This is a genomic window from Corynebacterium sp. MSK004, assembly GCF_030232515.1.
Taxonomy (GTDB): Bacteria; Actinomycetota; Actinomycetes; order Mycobacteriales; family Mycobacteriaceae; genus Corynebacterium; species Corynebacterium hesseae.
Window position 1 is genome coordinate 471,289 of the sequence record NZ_JASPKB010000001.1, and the last position, 17,353, is coordinate 488,641.

Annotated in this window: 22 protein-coding genes and 1 pseudogene; 9 read left to right on the forward strand and 14 right to left on the reverse strand. The window is 60.1% G+C overall.

Annotated elements, in window-relative coordinates; translation table 11 throughout:
• Positions 1-175: 175 nt before the first annotated feature.
• The 3 genes from QP999_RS02225 to QP999_RS02235 are packed head-to-tail and all read right to left on the reverse strand — an operon-like array spanning position 176 to position 1,619.
• Positions 176-709 (reverse strand): hypothetical protein, encoded by a 534-nt coding sequence (locus QP999_RS02225; RefSeq protein WP_070510576.1) that lies wholly within the window; start codon positions 707-709, stop codon positions 176-178.
• A complete protein-coding gene (locus tag QP999_RS02230) occupies positions 706-1,173 on the reverse strand; it encodes an HIT family protein (protein WP_070682426.1) in 468 nt (155 codons plus the stop codon). Before QP999_RS02230 ends, QP999_RS02225 begins: the two co-directional genes overlap by 4 nt.
• Positions 1,143-1,619: a TIR domain-containing protein gene (locus QP999_RS02235; RefSeq protein ID WP_070510573.1), complete on the reverse strand. Its 477-nt coding sequence runs from the start codon at positions 1,617-1,619 to the stop codon at positions 1,143-1,145. Before QP999_RS02235 ends, QP999_RS02230 begins: the two co-directional genes overlap by 31 nt.
• Before the next feature lie 312 nt (positions 1,620-1,931).
• Here QP999_RS02235 and QP999_RS02240 point away from each other — a divergent pair, with 312 nt between their 5' ends.
• Complete coding sequence (locus tag QP999_RS02240) at positions 1,932-2,081, forward strand: hypothetical protein (RefSeq protein WP_158010524.1); 150 nt, start codon at positions 1,932-1,934, stop codon at positions 2,079-2,081.
• Positions 2,082-3,004: 923 nt separating this feature from the next.
• Here the strand turns inward: QP999_RS02240 and QP999_RS13390 are convergent.
• Complete coding sequence (locus QP999_RS13390) at positions 3,005-3,130, reverse strand: type IIL restriction-modification enzyme MmeI (protein ID WP_350309526.1); 126 nt, start codon at positions 3,128-3,130, stop codon at positions 3,005-3,007.
• A 302-nt stretch (positions 3,131-3,432) separates the two neighbouring features.
• Between QP999_RS13390 and QP999_RS02245 the strand changes: the two genes are divergently transcribed.
• A complete protein-coding gene (locus tag QP999_RS02245) occupies positions 3,433-4,710 on the forward strand; it encodes a Fic family protein (protein WP_284847567.1) in 1,278 nt (425 codons plus the stop codon).
• Positions 4,711-4,850: 140 nt separating this feature from the next.
• Here QP999_RS02245 and QP999_RS02250 read toward each other — a convergent pair whose 3' ends face one another.
• A complete protein-coding gene (locus tag QP999_RS02250; protein WP_042529098.1) occupies positions 4,851-6,011 on the reverse strand; it encodes an RtcB family protein in 1,161 nt (386 codons plus the stop codon).
• A gap of 543 nt (positions 6,012-6,554) precedes the next feature.
• Here QP999_RS02250 and QP999_RS02255 point away from each other — a divergent pair.
• Positions 6,555-7,157, forward strand: a pseudogene (locus tag QP999_RS02255) (hypothetical protein); the annotation flags it as partial.
• 164 nt (positions 7,158-7,321) lie between these two features.
• Positions 7,322-7,525, forward strand: a complete 204-nt coding sequence (locus QP999_RS02260) for a hypothetical protein (protein WP_070533974.1) — start codon at positions 7,322-7,324, stop codon at positions 7,523-7,525.
• Between the two features lie 75 nt (positions 7,526-7,600).
• Here the strand turns inward: QP999_RS02260 and QP999_RS02265 are convergent, their stop codons facing one another.
• The gene (locus QP999_RS02265; RefSeq protein WP_227486026.1) at positions 7,601-8,785 is read right to left on the reverse strand and encodes a YihY/virulence factor BrkB family protein; all 1,185 of its coding nucleotides are present in this window, start codon (positions 8,783-8,785) and stop codon (positions 7,601-7,603) included.
• Between the two features lie 84 nt (positions 8,786-8,869).
• Here QP999_RS02265 and QP999_RS02270 point away from each other — a divergent pair, with 84 nt between their 5' ends.
• Positions 8,870-9,346, forward strand: coding sequence for an S-ribosylhomocysteine lyase (locus QP999_RS02270; RefSeq protein ID WP_070563621.1), 477 nt, complete (start codon positions 8,870-8,872; stop codon positions 9,344-9,346).
• 35 nt (positions 9,347-9,381) lie between these two features.
• Here QP999_RS02270 and QP999_RS02275 read toward each other — a convergent pair whose 3' ends face one another.
• Positions 9,382-9,579 carry a hypothetical protein gene (locus QP999_RS02275; protein WP_070533977.1) on the reverse strand — a complete coding sequence of 66 codons (198 nt, stop codon included), beginning with the start codon at positions 9,577-9,579 and terminating at the stop codon, positions 9,382-9,384.
• A gap of 75 nt (positions 9,580-9,654) precedes the next feature.
• The gene (locus QP999_RS02280) at positions 9,655-10,773 is read right to left on the reverse strand and encodes a UDP-N-acetylmuramate dehydrogenase (RefSeq protein WP_070563618.1); all 1,119 of its coding nucleotides are present in this window, start codon (positions 10,771-10,773) and stop codon (positions 9,655-9,657) included.
• Between the two features lie 24 nt (positions 10,774-10,797).
• Here QP999_RS02280 and QP999_RS02285 point away from each other — a divergent pair, with 24 nt between their 5' ends.
• The 3 genes from QP999_RS02285 to QP999_RS02295 are packed head-to-tail and all read left to right on the forward strand — an operon-like array spanning position 10,798 to position 12,950.
• Positions 10,798-11,289, forward strand: a complete 492-nt coding sequence (locus tag QP999_RS02285) for a DUF2505 domain-containing protein (protein ID WP_070521152.1) — start codon at positions 10,798-10,800, stop codon at positions 11,287-11,289.
• A gap of 27 nt (positions 11,290-11,316) precedes the next feature.
• The gene (locus tag QP999_RS02290; RefSeq protein ID WP_284847569.1) at positions 11,317-12,126 is read left to right on the forward strand and encodes a class I SAM-dependent methyltransferase; all 810 of its coding nucleotides are present in this window, start codon (positions 11,317-11,319) and stop codon (positions 12,124-12,126) included.
• A gap of 23 nt (positions 12,127-12,149) precedes the next feature.
• Entirely contained in the window at positions 12,150-12,950 is an 801-nt protein-coding gene (locus QP999_RS02295; protein ID WP_070521159.1) for an LmeA family phospholipid-binding protein, read from the forward strand.
• Between the two features lie 3 nt (positions 12,951-12,953).
• Here the strand turns inward: QP999_RS02295 and QP999_RS02300 are convergent, their stop codons facing one another.
• The 5 genes from QP999_RS02300 to QP999_RS02320 form a co-directional block, all read right to left on the reverse strand.
• Complete coding sequence (locus tag QP999_RS02300) at positions 12,954-13,415, reverse strand: deoxyribose-phosphate aldolase (RefSeq protein ID WP_284847570.1); 462 nt, start codon at positions 13,413-13,415, stop codon at positions 12,954-12,956.
• Positions 13,415-13,705 carry a DUF2516 family protein gene (locus tag QP999_RS02305; protein WP_070561538.1) on the reverse strand — a complete coding sequence of 97 codons (291 nt, stop codon included), beginning with the start codon at positions 13,703-13,705 and terminating at the stop codon, positions 13,415-13,417. Before QP999_RS02305 ends, QP999_RS02300 begins: the two co-directional genes overlap by 1 nt.
• Before the next feature lie 3 nt (positions 13,706-13,708).
• The gene (locus tag QP999_RS02310) at positions 13,709-14,161 is read right to left on the reverse strand and encodes a CGLAU_01105 family protein (RefSeq protein WP_070521169.1); all 453 of its coding nucleotides are present in this window, start codon (positions 14,159-14,161) and stop codon (positions 13,709-13,711) included.
• Between the two features lie 15 nt (positions 14,162-14,176).
• Positions 14,177-15,511 carry a DUF445 domain-containing protein gene (locus QP999_RS02315; protein ID WP_284847571.1) on the reverse strand — a complete coding sequence of 445 codons (1,335 nt, stop codon included), beginning with the start codon at positions 15,509-15,511 and terminating at the stop codon, positions 14,177-14,179.
• Between the two features lie 159 nt (positions 15,512-15,670).
• Positions 15,671-15,829, reverse strand: coding sequence for a BRO family protein (locus tag QP999_RS02320; protein ID WP_284847572.1), 159 nt, complete (start codon positions 15,827-15,829; stop codon positions 15,671-15,673).
• 316 nt (positions 15,830-16,145) lie between these two features.
• On the opposite strand from QP999_RS02320, the gene QP999_RS02325 reads away from it, so the two are divergent.
• The gene (locus tag QP999_RS02325; protein ID WP_284847573.1) at positions 16,146-17,063 is read left to right on the forward strand and encodes an Abi family protein; all 918 of its coding nucleotides are present in this window, start codon (positions 16,146-16,148) and stop codon (positions 17,061-17,063) included.
• On the opposite strand, the gene QP999_RS02330 is transcribed toward QP999_RS02325, so the two are convergent.
• Positions 17,060-17,278 (reverse strand): hypothetical protein, encoded by a 219-nt coding sequence (locus QP999_RS02330; RefSeq protein WP_230307835.1) that lies wholly within the window; start codon positions 17,276-17,278, stop codon positions 17,060-17,062. The two genes, QP999_RS02325 and QP999_RS02330, sit on opposite strands and share 4 nt — an antisense overlap.
• Positions 17,279-17,353: the final 75 nt, after the last annotated feature.

A 17,353-nucleotide genomic window follows, 5' to 3' on the forward strand; every position in this document is an offset into this window, starting at 1 on the left:
TATGCCAAGACTCGAATGGCCCATGATAAGTCTCGCTACGACGGCATCCTCACCGATGGTCGCACATGGTGGCTCAGGTCACCTATCGCGGTGTCGTGTAACCCTGGGCTGGTTTTGAGGAAGCGTAAATCTGGCTAGGTCACGTTGAGGCGTTGTTCAGTGCGGGCCGTTTGGCTCAGTGGGTGGCTGCATACCAAAGAACCGCGATTCCCACGGCGAGGAACCCGCCGTAGAAGGGGAAGATCGACCACGAGAACCAGACTCTAGGATCAAAGAAAAACCAGCCGTAGAAGGCTGTCCGCAAATTTTTCCAAAATCCTAGCCCTTTGTCATCCCTGTCCTGCGGTGATGGATCGCCATCCGCGTCTGGGATATTTCGGTCGATATCATGCGGGTCGAGCGAGAGTTCGGGAACCCTTTCTCCCGCAACGATGGCATTATAAAGTCGCCTGTACGCTCGCTCTTGCCGCAGGTAACTCGCATCCATGTAGCCGAAGAGCAGAATAGCTGCGATTCCTAGTATTGCCACAGTTCCTGATCGTTGGGTAAGCGCGTATCCGAATGTCGCGGTGACCACTGGCAGGAGCCAGCTCTTCGCCTGCGTCGAGGAATGGGCCATCCGAGACACGACGCTTTGAACGTAGTCGAGGTGCTTTAGCCAAACGGTTTCGCTCGTGGCCCTGGTCTTCGGTCCGTCTCGCTCCGTCATGGCCGAAGCCTTCTGCAAGCGTCGCGAAGCGCGTCCCAAGTTTCATCTTTCGCGTGTTCAGAGTAATGAGTCTCCGGAGGCCAGATGCGTCCGATGGCATCATCCTTCCATCTCGGAACGAGATGGACGTGAACGTGGTTGACACTCTGCGTGGCGACTTCGCCGTTCGACTGAATAACGTTAAGCCCTTCGGCCCCGATGGTTTCCACGATTACCCGTGACATGCGCGAGATTAGTAGACCGATGTGCTCGGCATCGTCGTCTCGCAACTCCCAAATAAACGGGACATGCACGCGCGGGACGATCATGGTGTGGCCCAGTACGGCTGGTTCCGTGGGAAAGAATGCCACCACCTGATCGTCCCGATACACCTCGCGCGCATCAGGATCGTTCCGTTGCACAATTGTGCAAAACGGGCAATTGGGTTCAGCCGTCACAGACGAGTCTTGCCCTGCGTTGCCCATGTCGTCAAATGATCCTTCAGGTAGTTGTAGGTGGCTTTGGAATCGATCTTCCCTGTCCAGTCGGTCTGTGTCGGATCAAAGATCGGAACTCCTGAGACGCCTGAGACTCTGTCAAAGGGGTTGGGGCCTGATGAATCGACACTTCCCATTGAGGACAGGCCATGGATCCGAATACCGAGAAGAGGCTTCTTGTCATCCCATGCCTTCTGGATCTCATAGTGGACCCATTCACGCGACGCAGTTTCTTTGCCAACAAGGACGATGACGGCTGACTTCCACTTCATCTTGTCAGAGATCCACTCTTTGATGGCATTGTCGCCACCGCTCTTGACAGTCTCCCATTCTTGATGATTAAGGATGGGTTGCCCTTCGAGTGCTCCCATCTGTTCGATGAGTTGCACTCGATGAACATCTCGGTCGTAGTGGAAAGAGTAAAAAACGGCCATATCTTTCTCCTTTGAACTCGTTCTCGGAGAGAAGTTCGCTCTCTTTCGTTAGTATACCCGAGCATTCAGGTCCCACACCCTAGCTTCTGAGGGCGTGCTTGCTGCCGAGATGCGCTGGCCTACAGGCCCGGTGTCGGCCCGTCGCGTCGCGGATCGCTGCGGTACCGGTCGTGCTCGAACGGCTCTCTGATCTGCCGCTCCCGTTTCGCCACTTGCCGTCACTGCTGCTCTTGATCGGCACGTTTGACCTCGATCAAGCGTGCGACATCGTTCACTGGGAGATTGCGGAGTTCGTCAGCCTCGGCGCGGAGCATGGCGACCTGGTTCTTGGTGTCTCGCGCCACACAGTGCGAGTTGGGCGCGGCGGGTGGCTTCGATCCGTCCCGCGACTCGCGCGCGTTGCCGCACCCGCATGACCTTATCGACGAGCCCGTCGTAATGGCCATCATTCAGGTGCACTAGACGCTCTCGGTCCGCGTCGAGCGTCGCAGTAAGCCTGCCCCGCGCAGTCAAGTCACCGCCGGTTGCTTGGCGTTTGGTGGGGTTCAGGAGGTTCTGCTTGAACGTTGCCAGCACCGCCTCCTCCACGAGTTTGGAGATTTCGGCGGAGCGGATCGATCTGTGGACACCCGCCGCGCGCCGGCTGGATGCACCGATAGACGGAACCTCGGTGAATCATCGCAGTTCCACATGTCGAGCTGCTGATCAGATCTGATAACGGGTACAGTTGCTTCGCCGTACCGGTGCCGGGCTGGTAGAAGTTCTGGACCCGCTTCCTCGCGTCAAGCTCATCGGAAACCTGCTGCCAAGCGTCCTCGTCCACGATCGCTGGCCACGCCACTTGCACCTACATCAGTGAGGCCTTAGAGCGGGTGCCGTCCGGCAGAATCGGTCGGTACTCACGCACCCTTTGGTGGAAGGATTGCGCACATCACTTTCAGTGCCCTGTCCGACCACGCGCACCCATGGAGCGAGGAGGCCGCGGTCGTTCCAGTCCTTGCGAATTCAGTACATCGCCTCCCCAGCCAGCATCCGCTGAATAGCCTCGGCCACCATCGACCCCGTCACCGAATCGATTAAGGGGATGCCGTTCGTCGGCTGCGACTTCGTCGCAGAGTGAGTCGACAATGTTGGCTAGCTCGTCTGCGTCGCGCTGACAATCCCGCACAGTCGGCACATCAGGCAGTAATTCTAAAGTTTCGAGGAAGCATGCGGTGGCGCGCAGTGCGCTGGCCACCTCATAGCAACCCCCTCTCCATCTTGCCGGCAGACGTATCGATCACGGACAACTTACAGGGTTCGTTGTACTCGTTGAGGAAAATCATGTTCCCGACCATGGACCGCATCCCAAAACATGGGCGCGGCATGTTCGAACAAGCGTTGGGTTAATTGTTGGTGAGTTTCGCGTAATTGGAGAACAGTAGCTCCTGGCGTTGACGTTCGGTGGTCAGCTTTCGCGAAGCACCAAATACTTTGTCCACTTCCCTATCGAGTGCGTCATGTGCCTTCACCAACTCGGCCGTCCCCGTTTACACAAGACTTCGAGGTTATATCCGGCTTCCGCCTCGTCAGCAAAACATTGAAGCATCTTACCGGTTACTGGAACTCCGTTAATCTTTTCCACTCATCCAGTGTCATACGAAGCATAGGACCGTATCAAGCGTCTTTAACAAGGCAGTGACTCACGATAAGAGTTATCTGGCGCATTGCGCTCGCAGTCCACCGGGATAACAGCTATCCCGGTAAACTAAGAAATCGATCTACCGGGATAAGTCTTATCCCCAATGCGTCGAGCGCATGAGAGGAGTCAACTGTGGCAAAGACAGTCGAATTGGAATGGATCCCCGCTGATGGCAGCGGTCTTTCTCGACGCGCCAAACAAGGAGGTAAGTATCACGCTTTCGTTCCCGATCCCCTCGCAGGCATGTCGTTGAAGCTTCCGTCCGAGCTCTCGCGACGTATCGTTCGCATCGAGCGGGAGATTCACAATCTTGGGATGAGAGACAATACCCACTCCCTTGAAGGAGTTGCGCGACTCCTGCTCCGTTCTGAGGCCGTCGCTTCCTCCCGGATCGAGGGAATCGCTCCCAACTCCGACAAAGTGGCCATGGCGATCCTCGCGCGCGAATCAGACTCCGAAATTCGGGGTTTCAAAGAATCCGCAACAGCTGTCGCCCGCAATGTCGCCATCCTCGACACCATCAATACAGACTTGGCTTACAAAGACGAGCTGGTCCTGGATGACATTGTTGCAATGCAGACAGCGCTCGTTGCAGAAAAGCCTTTGCAAGGAGTACGTACTACTCAAAACTGGATTGGCGGATCTGACTATCACCCCATCGATGCGGCTTTTGTCCCCCCGCCTCCTACACAAGTCCCAGGACTCCTCGACGATCTCATTGAATACTTCAACGGGGCAGACCACGCGGCGCTCGTTCAAGCAGCGCTCGTTCATGCACAGTTCGAGACCATCCACCCATTCCCGGATGGGAATGGACGCGTGGGGCGAGCCATGATTCACGCACTTTTGCAGCGCAGAGGGCTCACCGATGCTGCAGTTCTCCCCGTCAGTATGGTTCTGGCAACACTCGGTGACCGTTACGTCGACGGACTCACGAAATTCCGCGAGGGTGACGTGCTGGCATGGATCTCCTTCTTCGTCGAGGCTGCACAAGTTGCCACCACCAAAGCAGCTGAACTTGCGGATAGCGTCGCCGCCCTAGAAGCAGAATGGATGGACAAGGTCAATCACCACCGCACTGCGCAAGGAAGCAAGCGCGCATTGAAATCGAATTCGACAGAGTTCCAACTGCTCAAGAAGCTTCCTGCCATGCCTTTGGTCACGGTGTCCATCGTGAAGTCCGAGCTGGGGATTTCATCGACAAGCACGGCCCGAGATGCTCTCGATTCACTCACCGACGCTGGCATTCTACGTAAGAAAGTCATCGGTGCGGGCGGGCTTCTCGGTTACTTCGCTGACGATGTTTTCATGCTGGTCGACGATGCTGAACGCCAACTCGCCTCGACGCAGTTTAATACTCAGCTTTCACCTCCGACCGGCCGAGCAGTTCCAGCCCTTCGCGATAAATAAGCAGTAATCAATAGTGGTCACGCACTTCGTTTCCTTGCATAAGGCAAAGCGTCGTGCTGATGCGACGCTGCAGGAGGAGGGGGCGTCGGAAAGCTCAAAAGAGACCGTCACTAAAAGTGACGGTCCCATCATGGCGCAGGTTAGGTGCCCTTGACGTTGAGGATCTGGCGCAGGGTGTGCTTGACCTCGACGAGCTGGGCGGCATCGGCCATCACGCAGTCGATGTCCTTGTAGGCGTCCGGAATCTCATCGACGAACTCGGCGCCGGGACGGTAGACGATGCCTTCCATGCGTGCGGCAAGGTCCGCCTCGGTGAAGCGGGCCTTGGCCTGGGTGCGCGACATGACGCGACCCGCGCCGTGCGGCGCAGACTTGAGGCCCGGCGGGTAGCCCTTGCCTTCCACGACGTAGCTAGTGGTGCCCATCGAGCCGGGGATGAGGCCGAGGTCGCCTTCGTCCGCCTTGATGGCGCCCTTACGCGTGAGCCACACGTTCTTACCGTAGTGGTTCTCGCGCTGGGTGTAGTTGTGGTGGCAATTGATGCGCTCGAGCTCGAGGGTCTCGCGATCCGCGCCGGACCAGGTGGCGACGCAGTCGAGGAAGCGGTCCATCATCTCATCGCGGTTGAGCAGCGCAAAGTGCTGTGCCCAGTGGAGATCCGCAATGTAGGAGTCGAACTCTTCCGTGCCCTCGACGAGGTAGGCCAGGTCCTTGTCCGCGAGCTGGATCCAATGCTTCTCGCAGTGGCGCTGCGCGGCCTTGATGTGTTTCTGGGCAATCTTGTTGCCCACGCCGCGCGAGCCAGAATGCAGGAACAGCCAGACGCGGTCCTCTTCGTCGAGACACAGCTCGATGAAGTGGTTGCCACCGCCCAAGCTGCCCAGCTGCTGACGCCAGTTTTTGGAGTGGCCGAGATCCACGCCGGTGTCCTGGGCCAGCTGCGCGAGCTCACGCGTACGAGCCTCGGTGCGCGGGTCCATGATCCAACCGTTGTAATTGCCGGGCGAGAGCGGAATGGAGTCTTCGACTGCGGTGCGCAGGTCCTCGAGCGCGAAGTCCTGGATATCCGCGTGCGTGAGGTGGGTCCGCACGGCAATCATGCCGCAGCCGATGTCCACGCCGACGGCCGCCGGGATGACGGCACGCAGCGTGCCGAAGACGGTGCCGACCGAGGAGCCCTTGCCAAAGTGGGCATCAGGCATGAGCGCCACGTGTGGGTAGACGAAGGGCAGGTCAGCGACGAGTTGTGCCTGCGCCACCGTCTTGTCTTCAACAATGGAGGCGAAGTTGTGCAGGCGCATAAGAGAGCCTTTCTCTGCGTTTACGTAACGCAGTTCGTGAGAAAGGGCCTGCTTGGGCGGCTGACTTGTGAGTTGTGCGCGCGGGTCGCGCGGCTGGCACCAACGTCCGGGATAAGCAGGGCCGCTTTCCCGGGAAATGGTCAAGTCAGCCTATTAGAAGAGTTGCTTAAAGAAGCGTCCTAGCGGCTGATTGTTATGGGTCATCATCGCGGTTCGCCTCCTTTAGCTTTCTCGTTCTTCTTTCGGGCTGTTAGTGCTGCGTGTGAACCTACACGATGTACGCGATTTCTACAAGCAATTAATGATGCAATGAAATTCACCCAGCCACGAAAACTTGACACCGTCCATTCAACCGCATTCACTGCCTGCTCATTTGTTCGTCCGTCTGGCGGGGTGTCGTGCGCCGTGACAAGCTTCGTTTAATCGTTCAGCCCGCCTCGCCCTAGTCGAGAGTGGGCTGGATCTTTATCTTGGTTATGCAGCAAGAGTGCACTGGGCAAGGCCGACGTCGTGGTCGCCGGCGGCATCGACGAGCGCTTCATCTCCCGCGCCAACGACCCGAACGAGTCCGAGCTGCACTCCCTGCTGTGGCCGGCGATTGGGCGCGATGAGGACCAGCCGATGTTCGTCATCTCCCAGAAGACGCTCACCGGCCACTCCAAGGCGGGTGCCGCGCTCTTCCAGACCGGCGGCATCATCGACGTCTTCCGCACGCACCGCATCCCGGCGAATGTGTCCCTGGACTGCGTCGACCCGCTCATCGCCCCGAAGGCGCCGAACCTGGTGTGGCTACGCTCCCCGCTGGACCTCGCTGCGGCGGGCCACAGCGTGAAAGCAGCGGCGCTGACCTCGCTCGGCTTCGGCCACGTCAGCGCGCTCATCGTCTACGCCCACCCAGGCGTGTTCGAGCAGGCCGTGTCCCAGCAGTGCGGGGCGGATGCCGCCGCCCAGTGGCGTGAGCGCGCCGAGCAGCGCCTGCGTGCCGGCCGCGCCCGCTTCGAGGCCGGCATGCTGGGCCGCGCCCCGCTCTTCGAGGTCATCGAAGGCCGCCGCCTCCCGGCACGCGACGCCAAGGCCGCCGAGATTGCCATGCTTCTCGACGACTCCGCGCGCCTCACCGAAGACGGCACCTACCCCTCCGCCTAAGGCGCAGATCCCCTAACAGCAAGCCCTAAGAACAAGCCGAGGACGTCCGCTAAGAAGCGAGCCTCCTCGGCTTCTTTTCTACCTGTGCCCCTCGCCTCGTGATAGTTTTCGCATAAGGCACCGTTTACTTGATTGCGAGACTTCCACGAACCAGAGGACGAAGCATGGATATTGAAAAATTCCTCATGACAGCTGTCGGCTCACTCAGCGTCATTTCCCTTATCGGGTGGCTCTCCGCTGACTACGAGTGGTCAACCAGGGCCACAACGGTAATGGGGTTTGGATTCCTTATCTCAGCACTGATTGACAAGCGCAGGCAAGAAAAGGCCGCGGGCCAACGCCGGGTTCCAGAAGAGTCTGTGCAGTAACCGCCCGGCTTCACAACTGCCCTATCTGCCAAACTTATCGCCGATCCATGCAACGCGGGGGCAAGGTTTTGGCATCTAGGCGCGTTCTTCCTCTGATTCCTCCGCCTGCTCGTCCTGCACCTGCCGCGCATTATCTGAAATCTCACGTGCCCTCTGCTCCAAGCTCTCCTGGGCGCGGGCCTGGGCTTGGGATGAATTCTCGGCGCGCGGCGGAGCTTGGATGAAACGCTCGGAGTGCAATCCCAGCTGCAGCTCCTTAGCGCGCAGCACCTCGGCATCTATCTTGATGCCGACGATGAGCACAGTGTTCATCAGCCACATTGCCACGAAGACCGCCATGACGGTACTCAGCGCACCATAGGCGCTGGCCGCAGCAAGGTACTTCAGGTAGAGACCCACCAAACCCCAGGACACAACCGTGCCCACGAGCGCCACGATGGAACCGTAGGTAATCCACCTAAAACGCCCCGGCCGCACGTTGGGGCTGAAGTGATAGAGCACCGCGATAAGCGTGAGAACCACAACCACGGTGACTGGGAAGCGCAGCCAGTTCCACACCGGGAGAAAGATTCGCACCAGGTACGTGGCGGCATCTTCTAGTCCTACGTTGCGAGCAAGCGGAATCAGCCCCTCATTAAGAACTGCATCACGCAGTAAGTTGGCAAAAAGCACGATGACCGCGCCCACCACGATGACTGCTGTCAGCCCCCACATCAGCGACCAGGTCCGGATGATGCCGCGACCTTCCACCCGGCCGTACACGGTATTGGCTGTGCGTGAGAAGGCCCGCACATACGCCGAGGCAGAAAACAGCGAAATGGCCAGGGAGATGATCAAGGCCAACGTGCCCTGCGCGCTGGAGCCAATAATCGTCCCGACGACCGTATGTGCTTGCTCAGAAAGCGAACCTGGGACGTACTGTTCGACGAGCTCAGAGGTCAGTTGCTCCACTTCCGCTTGGCGGGAGGAGAAGATGAGCGTGACAATGGAGTAGGCGGCCAGTACCGTTGGTGCAAAAGCCATGAGCGTGAAGTAGGTCATCCCGGCGGCGCGGTCCATGAAGGCATCGTGGAAGAAGTCATTCCACGTACGGCGGATGACCAGCCCCCAGCTTGCCTTGCGCAGACGGTTGCCTTTGGCGAGGGGGTTGTGTTCTTCATCGTGGCCCTGGACCTCCAGGACGGTCGGGCCTTTAAACGGCACGATTGTCTCCGGCTCCTCGGCCGACATAGCGTTGCCGTCAATCTCCTCTTCGCTCATATCTGACCAGCGTATGCGGCACAGCGCGCATTCAGGGGAAGGACACTCGGGCCACAGCCAGAGCCGTGGTTACACTGGGGAGGCATGACTGAGAAGAACACCGAGACCAAGATCAACGTAAAGTCCTTCGAGCTCGATCACCGGCTTGTCGCCGCCCCCTATATCCGCGTCGCCGACCGCACCGACCTGGGCGGCGGGGTCGAGATTATCAAGTATGACCTGCGCTTCTGCCAGCCCAACAAAGAGCACCTCGGTACCGAAGCACTGCACTCGGTCGAGCACATGATGGCCAACTTCATGCGCAACTACACCGACAAGCTCATTGGTTTTGCCCCGATGGGCTGCCGCACCGGCTTCTACGCCATCACCAACGGCATGGAGCAGGATGAGCTGCTCCGCGCTGTCGAGGGCGCGCTCAATGACATCCTCAATGCCACTGAGGTTCCCGCCGCCAACGAGGTGCAGTGCGGCTGGGGCGCCCACCACTCACTCGAAGGCGCGCAGGAGGCCGCACGCAACTTCCTCGCGGCCAAGGAAGAGTGGCTCAACGTCATGGCCTAAATGGCCATGACATCGGGGGCGGCGGCCCACCCGTCCTAGGACTCGAGGCGTCGGATCTGGGTGCGGGCGACGAACAGCCCGGCGACGCCAAGCCCCAAAACACTCGCCATCAAGGTGCAACGTGCTGCGCTGAACTCCGCGAACAGTCCAGGGATCAATAGGATCGCCGCCACGCAGAGAAGGCTCGAAGCAAAGAGGAGGATGGCAAAGAGTACGTCTTTGGGGATGTACATGCGAGGTCCTTTCTAGGCAGCTAGTGACTGCCTGCGGCGAACTAGTAATTCAACGCTATTTTAAATATTTCGCACTTATATTTCTACCCCTAGCCAGATGGGCTCCGGCTCCAACGTCACGCCGAAGGCCTTCTGTACCCCGGCGCGGATGTCGCGGGCCAGCGCAACGATATCGTCGGCGGTGGCCTCACCGCGGTTGGTCAGCGCCAGGGTGTGCTTGGTGGACAAGGTTGCCTTCGCGCCTGACTCTTCACCTGGGTAGCCCTTGGCAAAGCCGGCGCGCTCGATGAGCCACGCGGCGGAGAGTTTTTCCATCTTCCCCGACGTGGTGCCGCTTGCCGGCACCACGTGTCGCGGCATGCGGTAAGCATCCTCGTCGCCGCGGGTGGCGCGGACTGCTTCCTGGATGGAATCGGCAAGCTCGGGCTCGACGATGGGGTTGGTGAAGAAGGAACCGGCCGACCATGTGTCGTGGTCTTCTGGGTCAAGCACCATGCCCTTGCCGCGGCGCAGCTTCAATACGTCCTCGCGGACGTCGGCCACGGGGCGGCGCTCACCAGGGTTCTGGGTGAGCTGGCCAAAGCGCAGGGGCCTCGACAGGCCGTCGGTAGTCAGCTGCAGCTCAATAGCCAGCACCACGCCGCGCCCGGTGAACTTCAGGTTGGAGTAGCGATAGGCCAACTCCAGGTCCGCGGCCGGCACCCACGTCGCGGTCTGGGTAGCGCGCTCGTAGAGATAAACCTGCGTGAGGACGTCGGAGGTCTCCGCGCCATAGGCGCCGACATTCTGCACCGGCACGGCACCCGCATTGCCCGGAATCCCGGAAAGGCACTCGATGCCGCCCAGGCCGCAGTCCACGGACAAAGCCACGACGTCATCCCACACCGCGCCCGCATCAGCGCGCACGAGGCCGCTGGCCACGGAGACGTCGATGTCCTCGAAGTCGAGGATGACCACCACGACATCCAGCTGACCTTCCGCCACCACGAGGTTGGAGCCGCCGCCGACGACGAGGTAGTCCTGGGAGGCGTCGTCAAGCGCTGCCAGCGCAGCGATGGCGGCCTCAGCGCTGGCGCAGCGCACCGTCACCAGCGGGGCACCGCCGATGCGCAGCGTCGTGAGATCGGCGAAGGTGGTCTCGGAATCAAGCGTGACTCCGTCAATATCAGCGAGGGTCAGGAATTTATCTAGCACGTCTACCAAGGTAGTCTGTAACTCATGTCAACCCGTAGCGAAAACACCGTGATCATCAACCAGCCCATCGATAAGGTGCACAAGGCACTGTCCACCCAGGAGTACTGGGACTTCATCGTGGCCAAGCTCTCCCCGGAACCGGGCACCGTGCACGAGTTCACCGGCAACACCGCCGTGCTCTACGAGATTCTTCCGACCTCCCTCCTCCCGGAGGCCGTCCGCGCTATGGTCTCCCAGGACCTCAAGGAAAAGCGCACCGTGACCATCGGCGAGGTTGTCGATGATCAGATGTCCGTCTCCTTCACCGCTGACGTCAAGGGCACCCCGGTCGACTTCAAGGGCGACATCACCTACAAGGGCCAGGGCGAGTCCACCGCTCTGGATTACGTCTCTGAGGTTTCCGTCAACATCCCGATGATGGGCGCTGCCATCGAACCGAAGGTCGCTGAGGCTCTGCAGGAGCTCTACACCAACGAGGGCAAGCTCACCGAAGAGTGGATCTCCAACAACCTCTAAACAGCTCTCTACAACGCAGTTGTTGCCATGGCCGATCACGCGCATAACCTGAAGGCTCAGGAAAGCGCTGGTCGGCCTTTTGGCGTTGTTACCCGCGGCACCACTAATCCCAACCGCCTGCGCCGCTGCGATCGCTGGATGGTGGCGCACCCGGAAATCTCCTCGCTGCTGCGTTCCACTAAGGAACCGCTGGCTCTCGACGTCGGCTACGGCGCCTCCCACACCACCACGGTGGAGTGGGCCGGCTGGCTGCGCAGCGTTAATCCTCATACCCGGGTGACGGGTTTGGAGATTTCCCCCGAGCGCGTGCTGCCGCCGCGCGATGGCGTGACCTTTGAGCTCGGCGGCTTCGAGCTAGCAGGCTACCGCCCACAGCTGGTGCGGGCCTTCAACGTGCTGCGCCAGTATGACGTGGACCAGGTGGAGAAAGCCTGGAACACCGTGAACTCGCGCTTGGCCCCCGGTGGGTTCTTCGTGGAGGGAACCTGCGACGAGCTGGGGCGCAGGGCGGCCTGGGTGCTTCTCGACGCCTCCGGCCCACGCACCCTAACCCTCGCCTGGGATCCCTTCGACGTTGCGCGCCCCAGCGATATCGCGGAGCGCCTGCCCAAAATCCTCATCCACCGCAACGTGCCGGGTGAGCCGATCCACGAGCTCTTGCAGGCGGCCGACGCCGCCTGGGACCGCGCCGCCGGCTGGTCTCCTTATGGCCCGCGAGTGCGCTGGCGCATGGCGCGCGAAGAACTCCGGCACACAGTTCCCATCCATCCGGTACACCGCCGCCTGCGGGATAACGTGCTCACAGTGGATTGGAACCTGGTAGTTGGCCATCTTTAAGCCGGTGCGCCACACTAGTAGTCATGGCTTCTTCTAAATCTTCCGCCTCGACGGCCTGGAAAATCTTCATTGGCGTACTCGTGGTACTCCTGCTCATCATCCTGGTAGCTGAGCTCGGCCTGCGCTGGTTCTTAGGTTCACAGATGAAGAGCCAATTCACCGAGTCCGCCAAGGAACAGGGCGTGGAGACATCTGAGGAACCGGAGGTGAGCTTCGGTGCTAGCCCCATGATCTTTGGCATGCTCAACGGCAAGATTCCGCAGATGGATATGAAGACCCCGTCCACGCTGAAGATTGATGGCACCAACATCGCTGGCCAACCGGCCGCTGATGTCCACGTCGAAGACATGACGCTGTCCCAGGAGCCGGTCGCGGGCACCCTGCGGGCCTCGACGACGGTCCCGGATCAGTTCCTGCTTGCCAGCTTCCAGAAGGCCATTGCTGAGCAGTCCGGCTATGATGCCTTGGGCAACCTCGTGGTGACCGCAATTACCGCCAACGATGCCGAGGATGACCTCGAGGTGGAATTCGCCGGCGGCTTGGCCACGCTCTCGCTCAAGCCGGAAGCTCGCGACGGCAAGCTCGCCATCGATGCGAAGGAAGCATCGCTCTTCGGCTTCGACCTGCCGGAGCAGGCAACCTCCGCGATTTCGAATGCCTTGGCCGAAGGCATGGAGGAACAGCTCGCGGGGCAAAAGCTCACCTTTGAATCCGTGGACGTCGGCGCTGGCGAGCTCACGCTGACCCTCATTGGCCACGACGTCCCGATGAGCGAGCTCGATTCCGCCACGGCACCAGCACCGGAATCGGCACCGGCCAACTAAGGCTTAAGAATTAGGGCGCAGGCTCTCTACGGTGAGCTGCGTGTCTAGGTCTTCGTAGTCTGAAACGACGGACCCCGGATCAACAAGGGATTGATAGCCCGCCTGCTCCGCCAGGCGGGCTATTTCTGTCAGCGGCAAGCGCGAGTCTTCGGGAAGAATGAGCCCTAAACGCACGGGCAGCGGGCAGGCCTCGCGGAGGGTGACGAGCTCGGAGAGGAGCGAGGTGGCGTCGCCAAGCAGTGCATCCACCGCAACCCACACCTCTGCGGCACCTGATTGCACGGCCAGCCGCGCCTCCGCCGCCTTCACCAAAGAGTGGTGGCGCCCAGTGGGATAGCCGGCGACGGCAATGACGTGCTCGGCGCCCTCGGCTGCAAGCACGTGGTGCGGGGAGACAAGCACTCGCTGCTGCCCCGCGGATTGGGTCCGCACCTCCTCCAGGGAGGCCTCAAGTAGGTTCAGCATTAGTAGGAATAATCGCCGTTGATGATGGCCTTGAGCTGCGGGCGCACATCAAACCAGTACACGCCGGTGATGATGGCGCCAATCCAGCTGACAAAATACAGCGGCAGGTTCATCACCAGGGCGGAACCGACGAGTAGCCCGACCCATACCCATTTGTTTTGGCGGTCACCGGCGCGGAAGGCATCTTCCCGCGTCATCGCCGCTAGGACGGCACCGATGAGGGCAAAAAGGGATACCGCCATAAAAATGTACTGCGGTATCGACGAAATAATGTTTAGAAAAGTGTGCATTAATTAGTTCTCGTCAACGACTTCGCCGTCGATGACATCGTCGTTCGGCTTTGCTGCATAAGGGTTGCGCGGGCTCTGCGGCTCCTGCGGCTGCTGGCCCGCCGCGCGCTGCTCCTTGGCGTTGTTGATAGCGCCCTGAACTCCCTCACGGGTCTCATTGAAGGCGGTGTTGAAATCCTCACGAGCCTTCACGAAGGACTCCGAATTGCGGGTCTCGCGTGCAGCGGAAGACACAGACTCCCCGATGTTCTTGGCTGTGGAGGTCACGCGGTCAAAGAAGGACTCTTCCTTCGCGGTGCCATCACCCATGCCCGCCGCATCAGCGGCGCGGGCAATGCGTTCCGCCTGCGCGTTCTGGGCCTGGTTCTGGCGCTCTTCCTTGAAACGGCCACCAAAATCCTTGGCCACATCAAAAGCAGAGGAACCGGCATTCTTGATTGAGTCAAATACGGACATGGTCGTCACTCCTTGTTAGACGCCAAAAAGCAGATGATTAACAGTGTAGATAACCAACCCAGCCAGTGCACCCACGACCGTGCCGTTGAGGCGAATGAACTGCAGGTCCTTGCCCACCATGAGCTCGATGTTCTCGGAGGCCTCCTGGGCATCCCAGCGCTTAATGGTCTCCGGGATAATCGCGATGATCTCCGGTGCGAACTTCTCCACCGCGTAGCGCGCGGCCTTGTCCACGAACGCATTGGCCTGGGCCAGGAACTCCGAATCTTCCAGCAGGCGGTGCGCCAATTCTTTCACCTTGGCGGTCATCTTCTGGCGCAGGAAGGACTCCGGGTCGGTGAGCTGTTCAATGAGCGTGGAGGAGACCGTCGCCCACATTGCCGCCGGGGCCTTCTGCGCCTGATCGGAAGCCAGCATTTCCTGCTTGATTCCCTCGATGCGCCCGCGCATATCTTCATCCCACTGCAGGTCCGAGGCCAGCTTGGACAGGTTGCGGCGAATGGCCAGGCGGGCCTCGTGGTTGCCGTTGCGGCGGACCTCATCGGCGAACTCCACGAGCTCGGCGTAGACCTTCTCCCCCACCATCTCGCGGGCAAAGCGCGGCGCCCAGCCGGGCATGCGCTCATCGATGGCGGTGACCACCGTGGATTCCATGCCGAGGATCTTTCCGTGCGCCCAGTCAATGAGGTCATCTTCCAACGGCCGCGCCTTGCCTTCCGCGATATAGCCCTCCAACAGACGGCCCAGCGGCGGGCCCCACTCGGGTTCTGCCAGACGGTCCATGACCTGGGTGCGGATGAATTGCTCTGCCTCCGCCGGGTCTAGGTCCGCGACCACGCTGGCGGCGCGCTCACCAATCCACGCGGAGACCTCCTCCGCCCGCCCAGGCTCCACGCCCTGGCGCGCCAGCCACAGCGGTAGCTCCGCCTCCCGCACCTTGGCGCTGAGTGCATCCGCGGTGAGGAAGTTCTCTTCTACAAAGTCCTTGAGCGCATCACCCACGCGGTCCTTGTTGTTGGGGATGAGTGCTGTGTGCGGGATGGGCAACCCCATGGGCCGGCGGAACAGTGCGGTGACTGCAAACCAGTCCGCCAATCCACCGACCATTCCTGCCTCCGCTGCCGCGCGCACGTAGCCCACCCAGACGGGAGCCCCGCTTGCCGACGCCTGCCACCACGAGCACCCCAGAAAGATCACCGCCGCACCAATCAGGAAGGACAGCGCAATCGCCTTCCAGCGGCGCAAGTCCGCCCGGCGCGTCTCCTGATTTCCTGGCTGCGGCACAAACGACGTCTGCGCCGCCGACGTTTCCTGAGCCGGCTCAAGCCTTGCGTCCGCGCGGTGCGTCATGGGTTGGTTCTCCTTGGGTCTGCGTAATGATGGGGAATAGTGAATCCATTAATCAACATTAGTGGGCGTACCGGACACATTCGATAGCCACCAACGCTAAGATCGACTCCTAGCTTTATGAACGCCAGCCTGCCGAGAGCCCGTTTGTGGTTCCGTGATTCACGCCCCCTTGCAGTGACGCACCAGGGCATCTTTCGTGTTGGCGTAGCCGAGGGTGGTTGCCACGTCCTTGCCGTAGAACAGGACCTGCCCGCCCGAGGTAATGGTTCGGATCGTACCGAACTCGTGGTTGGTTAACACATGTAGCGCGGTAGCCATGACCGACTCCTTTTCCGAGAGCCGGGTAGACAATCGCGGGCGCGGGATACGCCAGGCTCTCACCTGTCAGGCACGGCAGGCACCGAAACCGGACACGGTGTGAGGAAGGCTCTCGCCCCATACGCCCCCGAGCACCGACAAATCCGGACGGGTCAGAGGGCACACTGGTGTGTGAACGAACCGATGGCCCCGTGCCCCGTGCTCTTGCTTCGGCGTCATCAACCAAGTAGCCTTGTAATCAACATGACCGGTTCCGCTGCCCGCCTCGGTGGGAGTCCAGGGCCGGTCTTCGTTTTTGTGTCAAACAGGGGTGCGCGTGGAGCAGGTGAAGCAGTTCAAGACCTACGGTGAACAGGTCGAATTGCTTCGTCAGCGTGGAATGCGAGTGAATGATCCCCAGCATGCTGAGACGCTGCTGGCTCAATTGAACTACTACCGCTTGTCCGGATACTGGTACCCGATGCGCCGTTTCTCCCAAGGCGACGGCACTGCCCGAGATGAATTCGTTGAGGGAGCATCGTTTGATCTGGTGGTAGCTCTCTATGGGTTTGACGAACAATTGCGCCACAGCGTGTTCATCGAGCTTGATCGCGTGGAGTTGGCTATTCGAACCAAGCTCGGTCACGAACTGGGTCGCCTTGACCCGCTGATCTATTTGGATCCCCAGCGTTTGAGCGCCCGGGCACGGCAGCGAAACAAAGACGGGCGTAGCGTGCACGAGGTGTGGCTGAGAAAGTACCAGTCGGCATTGAAAGCGTCGAAGGAGGACTTCGTCGCCCACCACAAATCCAAATATGACGGGACTCTACCCATCTGGGCGGCTGTCGAAATCATGGATTGGGGGATGCTGTCGTACCTGTACGGCATGTCGCCCAATATCGTGCGCAAACGGATTGCCGAGCCCTGCAGCCTAACTGGCCCTCAGCTTGAATCATGGCTGAAATCCTTGAATATTCTGCGTAATTACGCAGCTCATCATGCAAGGATGTTCAATCGTGTTTACGACATCAAACCGAAACTGAACAATGACGTCAGGCTGGCTCCGGTAGCTGAAGGAATGAATCGCGTGTTCGGACAGCTCTCCCTTATCCAATACTTGCAGCGCCAACTGGACTTGTCTCCAGCCGACCGGCTACCGAAGCTGTTCCACACCTACCCGCACAATCTCATCGTGCCGTTTTCTCGCACAGGAGCACCTGACAACTGGCGCGAGTTGCCTCTCTGGCGCGTCTAATCTTTGCGGTAGTAGTCCCCCATTCGTACCCGTCTGCGTCGAGTGGCAGTCCTGCTGTCCAGTCGGGTGGGAGTCGGGGTCGTCGTGAGCTGGCAAGCATCGGCGATGGTGAAGCCGGAGTCCTCGGGCTCGTCGATGACGATTTCGTCGTGGACGTGGGACAATCTTGTGCCCAGCCTGAGCGACGAGTGCCATGGCGTGGACGAGGAGGTCACGAGCGACTGCTTGGACGATGTTCTCGACGAGTTTCCCGCCGTAGATCTCCAGCCGCCCCCACTTGCGTCCGGTTG

Bases quoted from the DNA above. Each gene is read 5' to 3' on its own strand.
- QP999_RS02235 (WP_070510573.1), bottom strand. From the start codon at position 1,619: ATGGCCGTTTTTTACTCTTTCCACTACGACCGAGATGTTCATCGAGTG.
- QP999_RS02225 (WP_070510576.1), bottom strand. From the start codon at position 709: ATGACGGAGCGAGACGGACCGAAGACCAGGGCCACGAGCGAAACCGTT.
- QP999_RS02285 (WP_070521152.1), top strand. From the start codon at position 10,798: ATGTCAACCCGTAGCGAAAACACCGTGATCATCAACCAGCCCATCGAT.
- QP999_RS02260 (WP_070533974.1), top strand. From the start codon at position 7,322: ATGGATATTGAAAAATTCCTCATGACAGCTGTCGGCTCACTCAGCGTC.
- QP999_RS02315 (WP_284847571.1), bottom strand. From the start codon at position 15,511: ATGACGCACCGCGCGGACGCAAGGCTTGAGCCGGCTCAGGAAACGTCG.
- QP999_RS02305 (WP_070561538.1), bottom strand. From the start codon at position 13,705: ATGCACACTTTTCTAAACATTATTTCGTCGATACCGCAGTACATTTTT.
- QP999_RS02275 (WP_070533977.1), bottom strand. From the start codon at position 9,579: ATGTACATCCCCAAAGACGTACTCTTTGCCATCCTCCTCTTTGCTTCG.
- QP999_RS02240 (WP_158010524.1), top strand. From the start codon at position 1,932: ATGGCGACCTGGTTCTTGGTGTCTCGCGCCACACAGTGCGAGTTGGGC.
- QP999_RS02310 (WP_070521169.1), bottom strand. From the start codon at position 14,161: ATGTCCGTATTTGACTCAATCAAGAATGCCGGTTCCTCTGCTTTTGAT.
- QP999_RS02250 (WP_042529098.1), bottom strand. From the start codon at position 6,011: ATGCGCCTGCACAACTTCGCCTCCATTGTTGAAGACAAGACGGTGGCG.
- QP999_RS02320 (WP_284847572.1), bottom strand. From the start codon at position 15,829: ATGGCTACCGCGCTACATGTGTTAACCAACCACGAGTTCGGTACGATC.
- QP999_RS02270 (WP_070563621.1), top strand. From the start codon at position 8,870: ATGACTGAGAAGAACACCGAGACCAAGATCAACGTAAAGTCCTTCGAG.
- QP999_RS02300 (WP_284847570.1), bottom strand. From the start codon at position 13,415: ATGCTGAACCTACTTGAGGCCTCCCTGGAGGAGGTGCGGACCCAATCC.
- QP999_RS02295 (WP_070521159.1), top strand. From the start codon at position 12,150: ATGGCTTCTTCTAAATCTTCCGCCTCGACGGCCTGGAAAATCTTCATT.
- QP999_RS02230 (WP_070682426.1), bottom strand. From the start codon at position 1,173: ATGGGCAACGCAGGGCAAGACTCGTCTGTGACGGCTGAACCCAATTGC.
- QP999_RS02265 (WP_227486026.1), bottom strand. From the start codon at position 8,785: ATGAGCGAAGAGGAGATTGACGGCAACGCTATGTCGGCCGAGGAGCCG.
- QP999_RS02290 (WP_284847569.1), top strand. From the start codon at position 11,317: ATGGCCGATCACGCGCATAACCTGAAGGCTCAGGAAAGCGCTGGTCGG.